This window comes from Butyrivibrio sp. MC2021 (assembly GCF_000621605.1).
GTDB lineage: Bacteria > Bacillota > Clostridia > Lachnospirales > Lachnospiraceae > Butyrivibrio.
This window is the reverse complement of sequence record NZ_JHXX01000002.1, coordinates 19,500-31,448: the sequence shown is the minus strand read 5'-3', so window position 1 is coordinate 31,448 and position 11,949 is coordinate 19,500. Positions and strand designations below refer to the sequence as shown.

Below are 11,949 nucleotides of genomic sequence, written 5' to 3'. Positions count from 1 at the left end.
ATCATACTAATGTATCAGGATCATAGCCTTCTATTATAACATGATGATCCTTAACAGTAACCTTATTATTGGCTATAAGGTCAATGGCCATGGGAAGAATCTTCCACTCAGCCTGTTCCATGATTCTCCTCTGTAAAACCTCCGGAGTATCATCCTGCCTGATCATTACAGGCTTCTGTAAAATGATCGGGCCGGTATCCGTTCCCTCATCCACAAAATGAACTGTGGCACCGGACACCCTTGCTCCCCTTTCAAGAACCTTCTCATGAACCTTAAGTCCATAGTAGCCTGTTCCGCAAAAGGCTGGTATCAGTGACGGATGAATATTGATGATCCTGCCCTCGAAAGCCTTGACCACCTGCTGTGGAATAACCACAAGACAGCCCGCAAGAACAATGAGATCAGGCGCTGCATCTGTAAGTATCTTCAAAAGTGCATCGTTAAATTCACTTCTGTCTGCAAATTCCTTGGGACTCTTGACCACATAGGGAATTCCGGCCTTCTTGGCCCTCTCAATGGCATAGACTCCCGGATTGTTACTGTAAACAAGGCAGATCTCCGTATTGGTAATCCTGCCGTCAGCTATACTGTCTATGATTGCCTGCAGATTTGTTCCTCCGCCGGATACCATTACTGCGATCTTCATACCAGTTCTACACCTTTCTCTCCTGCCTCGGCATTTCCGACAATCCATGCCTTCTCACCGGAAGCCTCAATAGCCTTAAGTGTCGCATCCGCATCGGCGGGGTCAACTGCGATGACCATTCCAAGACCCATATTAAAGGTGTTGTACATCATCTGGTCCTCGATCTCACCCTTCTTCTGCATAAGTGTGAAGATCGGAGGTATATCATAGCTGTCCTTCTTAACAACAGCCTTGATTCCATCAGGAAGCATTCTGGGAATATTCTCATAGAAACCGCCGCCGGTGATATGGCTGCAGCCCTTAACCCTGATTCCCGCATTCTTGATGGATTTCATCATCTTTACATAAATTCTTGTAGGAGTAAGAAGTGTCTCTCCCAAAGTAGCTCCAAGCTCATCCACATAGGTCTCAAGGTTCTCCTTGGTCATATCGAAAACCTTACGAACCAGTGAAAAGCCGTTACTGTGAACACCGCTGGATGCAACACCGATAAGAACATCTCCTGCCTTGATGGTGCTGCCGTCTATCATATCCTTGCGGTCCACAACACCAACAGCGAAACCTGCCACATCATACTCATCCTCAGGCATAAGTCCGGGATGCTCAGCTGTCTCACCGCCGATAAGTGCAGCATCAGACTGCTTGCAGCCCTCAGCAACACCCTTAACGATAGCTGCTATCTTCTCAGGAATGTTCTTGCCGCAGGCAATATAATCAAGGAAGAAAAGCGGTTCGCCGCCTGCACAGGCAACGTCATTAACACACATGGCAACCGCATCAATGCCGATAGTATCGTGCTTATCAAGAAGGAACGCAAGCTTTATCTTGGTACCGACGCCGTCAGTTCCGGATAAAAGGACGGGATCCTCCATGTTCTTAATGTCTTTTAAGGAGAAAGCTCCAGAGAATCCGCCGAGGCCACCTAAAACCTCCGGTCTCATGGTTCCCTTAACATATTCCTTCATCAGTTCAACAGACTTGTATCCGGCCTCAATATCTACGCCGGCCTTCTTGTAATCCAGTGCCATATTTACTCCTTTTCTATATAACAGCCTTACATGAAGCAGGCTGATTTTATCAATAGTTCTTGTATCCTACTTCCTGTAATCTGGCGTCTTTGGCCACTACGCTGTCCTTCAAAGAAGCCTTATATGCTTTGAGCTTGTCGAGAAGCTCCTGATCTCCTGTAGCCAGGATCTTGGCTGCCAGAATTCCCGCATTGGCGCCGCCATTGATCGCAACGGTGGCAACGGGTATGCCCGAAGGCATCTGTACTATGCTATAGAGTGAATCACGTCCGCCAAGGGATGTGGTGTGCATCGGAATACCGATAACCGGCATAGGGAAGATGGCTGCACACATACCGGGAAGATGAGCCGCCATTCCGGCTCCTGCGATGATAACCTTAAAGCCTTTCTCCTCCGCTGTGTTGGCGAATTCAAAAAACTCTTCGGGTTCTCTGTGAGCTGAAATAATCCTCATCTCATAAGAAATGCCGAACTGATCAAGAATCTCCGCCGCTTTAGCCATAACGGGCATATCTGAATCACTGCCCATTACTATTCCAACTTTTGCCATTTCACTCCTCCTAAACAAAAAAACACTATTTCGTCTTACGTATCATATCATACCACAAGATATTGTGCCATGTTTATTTTGCACAGAAATATGTTTTTATCGCAGCCCCAAAATCAGGATAAAAACAATAAATATGATAGCCAGCAGATTAAGGGCTATCCCCAGATTCGGAAAAAGTTTAAAGATATCACGTTCAAATCTTGACTTTATTCCGAGAATTAATCCCGAAACAGAAAAAATGGCCGCAACAAAAGCCGCTGCGGCATATTTTACAGAAGCCTCGCCTCCTGCCTTAAAAGTCAGAAAGACGGAGGTTCCAAGTGCAGCCACCGATATGACACCGAGGATAGTAGACATGATGCCTCTCTCCGGGTGTCTGTTATCGGTGAACATGTACTTGTCCATTACAGGTTCAAATTTTCTCTTTAGTTTTAACTTAAGTTTTGTTTTTCTATCTTTCATCAGATTATCATTTTCTTGCGACTTCCAAGAAGCTTGGCCCCACTGATTATAAGAAGGACTCCTGCAGCCACTCCCGCGATTATAGAAATAACTCCAAAGGCAATATTAAGTGCCCCTGTTCCTCCCAGAACCTTATAGGTATGCTCGTCCATAATTGAAACCTCCTTATAAAAAATTATTTTGCGCCGTATTCAGCGTAATATTCGTCAATAGCCTTCTTGATATCCTTGCCGAGAAGTACCTCTCCGTCGATAGGTCTGTTGTACAGATAGCTCACAACATCATCCATGGTTACGATGGCGCTGGCACTGAAACCGTATCTCTCCTTGATCTCATCGAGGGCACTCATATCGCTCTCAAGGCCCTTCTCCTGTCTGTTGAGAGAAACCATAAGACCAACGATATCGCAGTCAGCCTGCTCCTGGATAATAGGAACTGTCTCCTCAATGGACTTGCCGGAGGTGGTAACATCCTCGATGATGAGAACTCTGTCTCCGTCACGGAGCTTGGAGCCCAAAAGGATTCCCTTGTCGCCGTGGTCCTTGATCTCTTTTCTGTTGGAGCAGTATCTGATCTCTCTTCCGTATAACTCGCTGATAGCTACAGCAGTGATAACAGCCAGCGGAATTCCCTTATAGGCAGGTCCGAAAAGGACATCAAACTCAAGGCCGAAGGTATCATGAATAGCTCTTGCATAGTACTCACCCAGCTTGCGAAGCTGTGATCCTGTAACATATGCGCCTGCATTCATGAAAAACGGTGATTTTCTTCCGCTCTTAAGTGTGAACTCTCCGAACTTCAGCACATTGCTGTCCACCATAAACTCAATAAACTCTTCCTTGTATCTCTCCATAACCCTCAAACTCCTTCATATGAAAATATAATTATTATTTAGAAGAAAGCGCATCGGCAATATCCTTCTTCATGTCAAAGACTGCCGCTCTTGCTGCCTCTCCCACTTTACCGTCATTAAACTGCTGGTAGCTGTCGCTCTTCCAGGCTGCGATGATGCCTCTTGAAGAATTGACTATGGCTCCCAGGCCATCCTTATTAAAGAAATGAACCAGATCCTTGCCCTTGCCGCCCTGGGCTCCGTATCCGGGAACAAGGATATAGGCATGAGGCATGATCTCTCTGAGAATCCTGCCCATCTCAGGATAGGTTGCGCCCACAACAGCGCCCACATTGCTGTATGCACCATCCATGGAATCAGCGCCCCACTTCTCTACCTGCTCACCAACCAGTTCGTAAAGAGGTCTTCCGTCAATGAGTCTGTCCTGGAACTCTCCACTGGAGGGATTGGAGGTCTTAACAAGAACGAAAATTCCCTTATCCTCCTTGTTGCAAACAGAAATAAAAGGCCTTACACCATCGGAACCCAAATAAGGGTTGACTGTGGCAAAATCCTCGTCAAATCCCTTAAATACCTTGTCGCCGATCTTAACGCCTCCAAGGTGTCCGACAGCATACGCCTCTGAAGTTGAGCCGATGTCGCCTCTCTTTATATCGCCGATTACGAGAAGTCCCTTCTCTTTGCAGTAATCAACCGTTCTCTTAAATGTGATAAGTCCCGGAATTCCAAGCTCCTCATACATTGCGATCTGAGGCTTCACTGCCGGCACTACGTCATAGATGTTGTCGATGATCTCCTTGTTGAATTCCCAGAAAGCCTCTGCTGCTCCCTCAGGTGTCTCACCGAACTGTTCAAAACATCTCTTTTTGATTCCCTCCGGAACAAAGTCCAGCTTGGGATCAAGGCCCACCACGATGGGTGCACCCGTCTTCTGAATCTTATCGATCAATTTGGAAATCATATTTTTCCCCTTCCCCAAAACTTATTCCAAAACTTTTATGTTATAGCTTTCTACTTGAGTGAGTAACAAAGAAGTCGTCAATGGCCCCGGTGAGTTTCTCCTTGGGCATTGATTTGAGCAGATATTTCTCAGGCTTAAGACTCACAACCTTCATAACGCTTTCCTTGTCATCCTTGGCTGTAAGGAAAATAACAGGCATATCCTTGATCCTCTCAGTATTTCTGATCTCCCTGAGAACATCGGGGCCGCTCATGACGGGCATCTCATAATCAAGAAGGATGAGATCCACATCATTCTGAGCCAGGAAAGAAAGCGCAATCTTGCCGGAGCTTGCCATATATACATGATATTTTACGGAGAGCCAGGTTCTCATCATTCTGAGCATGGCTCCGTCATCATCAACAATAAGAATCTTCTTTCGAAGAGTTTCATCAACAGAGCTGTACTCCAGAACCGCATCCAGGTGCTCTGCCAGGAGCTTGACATCAAGAGGGCGCAAATAAGTTTCCTGAACCTTCTCCTTGGAAATAAAAGAAAGGGCCAGAGTCAGTTCTTCCTTATTACCAATAAGGTAAAGCATGAACCTCTCCGCATCAATAGCCTCATTAAGATATGCAAACAGCTTGGAGTCATCCTTGGTCATATCTCCAAGATAGAGAATATATATCTTAGGCTTGTTTTCCAGCGTCTTGATGGTTTCAGGATCGGAGCCAATGCTGTCCACAACATAGTTCTCCTTCTCAAGGCCTCTAACAATTGCATTTACCATAAAGCTTTTGCCATTACCAATGAGTAAAACGCGCTTATCCATATTATTGCCCTTCCGTCATTCGACACTACTATTAAAGTATATTTAAAAGTCCGTCTCTGTCAACCGCTGCAAGAAGTCTTTTTACTTCCTTATATTTGGCCTGTGATGTCTCGGGAATCCTGTATTCTTCCAGCATCTTCATGATATCGTCCGCACTGTCAAAATAGGATCCTTCAACAAATTCTTTAATGGATGCAAACGCACCTTCCAGTTCCCCTTCATCTATGAGTTCTCTGTCGTCGTCCTCTCTCTCAAACAGAGGCGCCAGTTTGGTGAGATAGCTTCTGTAAAGTTCCAGAAGCTCTCCGGTGAGTGCATCTATCTCATCCACATCATATTTGTTTCCGCATTTTTCCAGATACTCAGCCTTCTCTGAAAGTGATGTGGCACCGATGGCTCTTGCAGAACTCTTAAGACCATGTACATAGATCGTATAATTGGCTATATCCTCATCATTCTTGTACCGCTCGATATTGTTGGCCCTGTCTTCAATGGCAAGCATGAAGTCATTCATAACATCTATTGCTGCCGTGGCGGAACCACACCTGGAAATAGCTGCCTGAACGTCTATTCCGTTTATCTTAAGGAGCTCCTGCATGGCCTCATCTTCTTTTGCATTGGCCTCTTCATCCTGTACAAAATCAGGATCTCCGGGTTTGGATATCTTATCCTCAGGAAGATAAGACATGATCATCTCTTCCAGTTTGCCGGGATCAACAGGCTTGGACATATAACCGGTAAAGCCCTCCTGAAGGTACATCTCTCTGGATCCCGATATGGCATTGGCCGTAAGAGCAATGATAGGCTTGCCCTTACTTTGGTTATCCGACATCTCTTCCATGGCGTGGAAAGTCTGGATTCCATCCATCTCAGGCATTCTGTGGTCAAGGAAGATAATGTCATAGACATTCTCTTTTACCATTTCAAGGGCCTGTCTTCCGCTGGTGGCGGTATCCACCTGGAGCTGGGTCTGTTTAAGAAGTCCCTCTATAACCGTCAGATTGGTCTTGGTGTCATCAACAACCAGGATCTTTGCATCAGGAGCATGGAACGAAGCTTTGTACCTGTCTGTTTTGCCCACGCTGTCTCTGTATGCGCTGCTAAAGTCGCCTATAGGATCCCTGTCTATAACATTCTGTACAACCTCAAAGGAAAAACAGCTTCCCTCTCCGTAGACACTCTTAACATCCAGCTTTGATTCCATCATGGAAAGAAGGCTGTTTACGATATTTATGCCAAGGCCAGTTCCTTCGATGGTCCTGTTTCTCTTTTCATCAATTCTCTCAAAAGCTGTGGAGAGCTTGTCTATATCCTCTTCCTTAATTCCGATTCCGGTATCGGTAACCCTTATCTTAAGAAGGATTCTGTCCTCATCACTCTCATCAAGGTTATCCGTTTCTATATCCTCATATTCAACATCCAGCGTAACACTGCCTTTTTCCGTGTACTTGATGGCGTTGGTTATGATGTTGGTAACACACTGCCTTATACGAACCTCATCACCGAAAAGAATATGAGGAATGCTCTCGGATACGTTCACCTTAAACTCAAGCTGCTTGCTTGCAGCCCTGACCTTTGCCATATTTACAAGATCATTGATAACTGAGCCCAGTTCATATTCCACCGGGATTATCTCCATCTTACCAGCTTCGATCTTAGAGAAATCAAGGATATCATTGATCAGGGTCAAAAGAGTTTTTCCTGAGTTCTGGATATCTGTGGCATACCTGATGACCTCCGGGTCATTGGACTGGCGAAGGATCATCTCATCAAAACCAAGAACCGCATTGATGGGAGTTCTGATTTCATGGGAAATATTCGAAAGAAATCTGGACTTGGCTTCATTTGCGGCCTTCTCCAAAATCAGCTGATCCTCAATGGTCTGCCTGGACTTAACCAGTTCGATATATTCCACCAGCTTGTAGAAGGTAAGATCCACTGAGTGATACAGATCCTCAATCTCATCATCTGTATCGATCTCCAGATTGTGAAGTTCATTGACACTGGTATTTATCTTCTGGTCGCTGGAATTATAAATACTTGATACAGCCTTGGAAAGGGATCTGATGGGGTCGGCAATTCTTCTTTGGGCATATCTGTTCACAAATGCAGCCAGCGGAATAACAATAATGGAAATAAGCATTGCAAGCTTTACGCTGAACTGAATGTTTCTAAAGCCCACCTCCAGAGCATAATTCTTCTGTGCTTCCACTGTATCCCTGGCCTCTGCGGCAAGCCTGAAGCTTACCCGGCTCTCAAGGATACCGGCATTGGTAACATGGCTGTAGTCCTCATTGTTCTGCCCAGGGAACTCAGCGTCAGGACCGGGCTGCTCACTGTCTGCATAGATAATCTTCATGCTTGGAACCAGAGTATTGGAAGCAACCTCTGTAGAAATTCCAAGTACAATAGCTTCAAAAACAACTATCCCCAGGATAACTTTGCCGATCTTTGACTTGTTGCCCACCTCATATCTTTCTTCTTCCGTCAAAAGCTCCGGATCAATGTAATACTTACCATTGTTAATAAGTCTCTTCCTTTCCACCGGAATTTTTTTATAGACAAAATAAACAATGAAGCATGAAATGAAGCTGTCAGGAAGCTCATTAAGGAAACATTGGGCAAGAACAAAGAAATCAATTGAAGAAAGGGGTTTGCCGGAAAGGAGCCACAATATAACGCCCCAGAATACTCCGGCAACAAGCATCTGAATAACAGCGGCCAGAATGGTTGTCTGCCACTTTCTGAAGAATCCTTTCTTGGCCATAGCTTCTATGACCATAACCACCAAAAGATAAGCAAAGGTCAGATAAGAGAAACTGCTCTGAACCACAGTTTTCTGGAGAAAGACAATAAGAACAGCCATTAGTCCCGGGACTGCCCCTCCAAAGGCAGCCGTCAGGATAAACGGAACATATTTCAGTACGTAAAACAAACCTGTAAAAATATTATGATAAGGAGAAAGCTTTATTATCAAAAAGCCGTAGGCAATAGACCAAAGAGCGGTTGAAATGACCATTACACAGTTAACCGCAATCTTCTTTGGATCATCTGACGTACCGAATATAGCACGAACAATCTCATTTTTACTTTTCTTCATAAACCTGCGCCTCATAAGACGAAAGCAAAAGTATCAACAAAAATTACAATCGTCCATCTCTGTGCATGGAGAATTTGTCCATAGGATAGTTCTTTAAATTCTCCAGAACCTTCCTGTCATCCGCTTTAGATAACAGGTTCTCTCTTGCCTTGTTGATCTCGGTGATATGTCTGTGTCTGGAAGGTCCGCCAACGCAGCCTCCGGGACATACCATTCCTTCTATGAAGTCCTCAGGAAGTTTTCCAACCTTCAAAAGAGTAAGAGCCTTCTTACACTCATTTCCTCCGGCGGCGCGATGCAGCTTAAGTCCTGAGGTATCTTCTCCTCTTTCCTTCATGCACTCAATAACAGCATCAGCCACTCCACCGCTGGTGGCAAATCTCTTACCCCAGATGGAGGATTCCTGATATTCATTGGAAACAGGCCCAAACTTAACATCCTTGGATCTCATAAGAGCCCTGAGTTCTCCATAGGTAACTACATAATCAGCATTTCCGGAAACAGTCTTGTCCTGAGCCTCGGATTTCTTGGCAATGCAGGGACCGATGAAAACAGTGATACATCCGGGCCTGGTAGCCTTAAGGTATCTGGAAATAGCACACATGGGAGAAACTGTTGTAGACATGTTATCCCTGTACTGATCCGGGAAGTGCTTTTTTAACATATTGATAAAAGCGGGACAACAGGAGGTGGTCATCTTACGTCCCTCTCTGTAGGCCTCTGCCCACTCTGCGGACTCATAAGCCGCAGTCATATCTCCGCCAAGACCTACCTCCACCATATCGGCAAAGCCCAGTCTCTTTAAGCCCTCCTTAATGGAGGCCATGGAAATATCATCACCGAACTGACCCTCGGTGGCGGGAGCGCACATGGCTATAACCTCTTTTCCTGCCTTGATATCCTTGATGATATCCACCAGGAAGGTCTTGCTTCCGATGGCTGCGAAAGGACAGCTGTGAATGCAGTGACCGCACTGGATACATTTATCTTCATCTATCTTGCAATAGCCATACTCATCATAGGTGATGGCCCCTACAGGACAGGCCTTTTTGCAGGGTCTCTCCAGATGCACGATGGCATTGTAAGGACAGGCATTGGCACACATACCGCACTCCTTGCACTTGGCAGGGTCGATGTGCATATGGGTATCACCGGGGCTGATGGCCCCGAATTTACAGGAATTAAGGCAGGCCTTGCCCATGCAGAATCTGCAGTTGTCCGTCACGGAATAAGCCGCGATGGGACACTCATCGCAGGCAGGGTCTATTACCTGTACTATATTGTTGGAATCCGGATTATAGGAAGGATTCTTGGCCATGGCAAGCCTGATCCTCTGTCTTACAATCTCCCTTTCCTTATATACACAGCATCTGTAAGTAGGCTTAGGACCGGGAATAATGTCCATAATAAGCTGCTCGATATGCTCCGGATCGTTGTTTCCCTCCCACTCCAGGCGGCATACCTGCTCCATAATGTTGTGTTTAAACCGGTTCATGCTTTCATCATTTGTTACCATAAAAATCTCCCTCTAACTCTATAATTCTGCCAAACTCCAGTCCCTCAGTGTAAGATGTAGCTATTACAAGGGGCCCCGAGCCCTGCTTGTCTCTTACAAACCTGATGGCCTTTTCTCTGGTCTTTTCATCCAGTCCCAAAAAGGGCTCATCCATTATCAAAACATCATTGGGAATACAACAGGCTCTGGCAATGGCCACCAGACGTCTTTTCCCATCATCCAGTTCACTGACAGGCTTTCTGATGTCCTCCTCGGAAAGGAGCTTCAGAAGCTCCTCCGTTACCGTCTCCCTGAAGATCTTCTTGCTGACCAGGGTGCAGTTGGTAACGGCGTCCAGATTCTCGATGAGTCTGTCTTCCTGGAAAACAGTGCCCGAGACTATATAGGGATACTTGTAATCCCCAAGAAGTCCGACCTTGCCCTTATCAGGCTTTTCCAGCCCCAGTACCAGCCTAAGAAGCGTTGTTTTGCCTGTTCCGGAGGGGCCTGTAATTATATATGTATGCTCTGATTCTATATGTAAGCTGAAATTATCCAAAACCTTCTTGTCTCCGTAGGATTTGGATACCTCCTTAACCTCAATTATCACCTTTAGTCCTCTCCCAACTTAATCTGCTTTTTTCAAGATAAAATGTTACAGATGACACCGGCCGCAATGCCGATCACGAAGCACCTGACAATTCCTATAAGGGCTGAAACCTTAAGTTCTCCCAGGATCTGCGGCAAAAAGATGTACTGGATCTTCCTGTCTGTGGGCATCCTGAAAATATGTGCCATCTCAAGAAGCTTGTCATCTGTGCCTGCCAGGGCCTTATATATTTTTCCGTAGAAAAATCCAGCGGTGGCAATGGTGCAAACATAGAAGATAATTTCCGGGTTATCATGAAACAGCACCGGAAGTATCAGTGTTATCTCCGGAAACTTCCCCAAAACAAGTTCCACGGGCTTAAAGATAATACCTAAAAACTTCTCCGTGTAGCAGGCTGCCGCCAATGCGCATCCTATAAGCAGTCCCAGAAGAAATCCGCTTATGATGCCTGAAATACTGATCTGTAAAACCTCCATTTTTGAAAAACTCCCCAAACTTATTTTTGATTTATCATTCCGGCCAGGTAACCGGCCCCAAATCCGTTATCGATATTGACAACGCTGACTCCGCTGGCGCAGGAGTTAAGCATTGATAAAAGGGCTGAAAGCCCGCCGAAGGACGCTCCATATCCAACACTGGTGGGAACCGCGATAACAGGACAGTCCGCCAGTCCTCCAACGACGCTGGCCAGTGCTCCCTCCATGCCCGCTATGGCGATTATTACCCTGGCGGTCATTATCTCTTCCATGGCAATCTTATCCAAGAGCCTGTGAATCCCGGCAACTCCCACGTCATAGAGCCTTACCACATTATTGCCCATGATCTCGGCGGTCTTGGCAGCCTCCTCCGCCACGGGAATATCACTGGTTCCGCCGGTGGCAATAACGATCTTTCCTTCCTTTGGGACTGAATCTATCTGCTGCCCGGCTATTCCGACTCTTCCCATTTCGTCATAGGAAAACTCCGAAACGCAATCAGGTTTATGCTCCCTGAAATAGGCAGCGGCTTCACTGCTCATTCTCGTTATCAGAACGCTCTTTTGGCCGTGAGCTATAAGGTTCTCGGTTATTCCAACAATCTGCTCCCTGGTCTTGCCCTGGCCAAAGATCACCTCTGCCCTTCCCTGTCTGAGGCCTCTGTGGTGGTCCGGTCTTGCATACCCCAGATTCTCAAAGGGTTCCTTTTTCAAATGCAAAAGAGCATCCTCTACAGACAATTTTCCATCTTTAACATTTTCAAGTAATTCTTTTATATCCTTCTGTTCCATAGATATCCCGTCAATAAATTATTGCTATTACGAATAAAAGTCCGCAAAGGCACACTACACTAGTATTATTGTATCATACATTATTGCAATCCTTTACTTAACACATGTAAAAAAACTATTAACCTTCTCTAAGTAAAGTGTTATACTATCCATTGCTGTTTTTTAT

Annotated in this window: 13 protein-coding genes; all 13 read right to left on the bottom strand. The window is 45.6% G+C overall.

What is annotated here, in order from left to right; translation table 11 throughout:
• Window position 1: 1 nt before the first annotated feature.
• Window positions 2-646: a phosphoribosylglycinamide formyltransferase gene (purN, locus tag T359_RS0106115; RefSeq protein WP_026516697.1), complete on the bottom strand. Its 645-nt coding sequence runs from the start codon at window positions 644-646 to the stop codon at window positions 2-4.
• The gene (purM, locus tag T359_RS0106110; RefSeq protein ID WP_026516696.1) at window positions 643-1,668 is read right to left on the bottom strand and encodes a phosphoribosylformylglycinamidine cyclo-ligase; all 1,026 of its coding nucleotides are present in this window, start codon (window positions 1,666-1,668) and stop codon (window positions 643-645) included. Before purM ends, purN begins: the two co-directional genes overlap by 4 nt.
• Before the next feature lie 55 nt (window positions 1,669-1,723).
• Window positions 1,724-2,224, bottom strand: coding sequence for a 5-(carboxyamino)imidazole ribonucleotide mutase (purE, locus tag T359_RS0106105; RefSeq protein ID WP_026516695.1), 501 nt, complete (start codon window positions 2,222-2,224; stop codon window positions 1,724-1,726).
• Between the two features lie 96 nt (window positions 2,225-2,320).
• Window positions 2,321-2,686, bottom strand: a complete 366-nt coding sequence (locus tag T359_RS0106100) for a DUF6142 family protein (protein ID WP_026516694.1) — start codon at window positions 2,684-2,686, stop codon at window positions 2,321-2,323.
• The gene (locus T359_RS22745; RefSeq protein ID WP_026516693.1) at window positions 2,686-2,838 is read right to left on the bottom strand and encodes a hypothetical protein; all 153 of its coding nucleotides are present in this window, start codon (window positions 2,836-2,838) and stop codon (window positions 2,686-2,688) included. The genes T359_RS0106100 and T359_RS22745 overlap by 1 nt, the downstream gene beginning before the upstream one ends.
• Window positions 2,839-2,861: 23 nt before the next feature.
• Complete coding sequence (gene pyrE / locus T359_RS0106090; RefSeq protein ID WP_026516692.1) at window positions 2,862-3,539, bottom strand: orotate phosphoribosyltransferase; 678 nt, start codon at window positions 3,537-3,539, stop codon at window positions 2,862-2,864.
• Between the two features lie 34 nt (window positions 3,540-3,573).
• The gene (gene pyrF / locus T359_RS0106085) at window positions 3,574-4,500 is read right to left on the bottom strand and encodes an orotidine-5'-phosphate decarboxylase (protein ID WP_026516691.1); all 927 of its coding nucleotides are present in this window, start codon (window positions 4,498-4,500) and stop codon (window positions 3,574-3,576) included.
• A 40-nt stretch (window positions 4,501-4,540) separates the two neighbouring features.
• Window positions 4,541-5,311 (bottom strand): response regulator, encoded by a 771-nt coding sequence (locus tag T359_RS0106080; protein WP_026516690.1) that lies wholly within the window; start codon window positions 5,309-5,311, stop codon window positions 4,541-4,543.
• Window positions 5,312-5,342: 31 nt separating this feature from the next.
• Complete coding sequence (locus T359_RS21385) at window positions 5,343-8,411, bottom strand: response regulator (RefSeq protein WP_051545031.1); 3,069 nt, start codon at window positions 8,409-8,411, stop codon at window positions 5,343-5,345.
• Between the two features lie 43 nt (window positions 8,412-8,454).
• A complete protein-coding gene (locus T359_RS0106070) occupies window positions 8,455-9,927 on the bottom strand; it encodes a 4Fe-4S dicluster domain-containing protein (RefSeq protein ID WP_026516689.1) in 1,473 nt (490 codons plus the stop codon).
• Window positions 9,914-10,516 carry an ABC transporter ATP-binding protein gene (locus T359_RS0106065; protein ID WP_026516688.1) on the bottom strand — a complete coding sequence of 201 codons (603 nt, stop codon included), beginning with the start codon at window positions 10,514-10,516 and terminating at the stop codon, window positions 9,914-9,916. The genes T359_RS0106070 and T359_RS0106065 overlap by 14 nt, the downstream gene beginning before the upstream one ends.
• Before the next feature lie 32 nt (window positions 10,517-10,548).
• Entirely contained in the window at window positions 10,549-10,992 is a 444-nt protein-coding gene (locus T359_RS0106060; protein WP_026516687.1) for a hypothetical protein, read from the bottom strand.
• Between the two features lie 20 nt (window positions 10,993-11,012).
• The gene (gene larB / locus T359_RS0106055) at window positions 11,013-11,783 is read right to left on the bottom strand and encodes a nickel pincer cofactor biosynthesis protein LarB (RefSeq protein WP_026516686.1); all 771 of its coding nucleotides are present in this window, start codon (window positions 11,781-11,783) and stop codon (window positions 11,013-11,015) included.
• Between the last annotated feature and the right edge of the window lie 166 nt (window positions 11,784-11,949).

Excerpts from the sequence above, each read along its gene's own strand:
- purN (WP_026516697.1), bottom strand. The coding sequence starts at position 646 with ATGAAGATCGCAGTAATGGTATCCGGCGGAGGAACAAATCTGCAGGCA.
- purE (WP_026516695.1), bottom strand. The coding sequence starts at position 2,224 with ATGGCAAAAGTTGGAATAGTAATGGGCAGTGATTCAGATATGCCCGTT.
- T359_RS0106100 (WP_026516694.1), bottom strand. The coding sequence starts at position 2,686 with ATGAAAGATAGAAAAACAAAACTTAAGTTAAAACTAAAGAGAAAATTT.
- T359_RS22745 (WP_026516693.1), bottom strand. The coding sequence starts at position 2,838 with ATGGACGAGCATACCTATAAGGTTCTGGGAGGAACAGGGGCACTTAAT.
- pyrE (WP_026516692.1), bottom strand. The coding sequence starts at position 3,539 with ATGGAGAGATACAAGGAAGAGTTTATTGAGTTTATGGTGGACAGCAAT.
- pyrF (WP_026516691.1), bottom strand. The coding sequence starts at position 4,500 with ATGATTTCCAAATTGATCGATAAGATTCAGAAGACGGGTGCACCCATC.
- T359_RS0106080 (WP_026516690.1), bottom strand. The coding sequence starts at position 5,311 with ATGGATAAGCGCGTTTTACTCATTGGTAATGGCAAAAGCTTTATGGTA.
- T359_RS21385 (WP_051545031.1), bottom strand. The coding sequence starts at position 8,411 with ATGAAGAAAAGTAAAAATGAGATTGTTCGTGCTATATTCGGTACGTCA.
- T359_RS0106070 (WP_026516689.1), bottom strand. The coding sequence starts at position 9,927 with ATGGTAACAAATGATGAAAGCATGAACCGGTTTAAACACAACATTATG.
- T359_RS0106060 (WP_026516687.1), bottom strand. The coding sequence starts at position 10,992 with ATGGAGGTTTTACAGATCAGTATTTCAGGCATCATAAGCGGATTTCTT.
- larB (WP_026516686.1), bottom strand. The coding sequence starts at position 11,783 with ATGGAACAGAAGGATATAAAAGAATTACTTGAAAATGTTAAAGATGGA.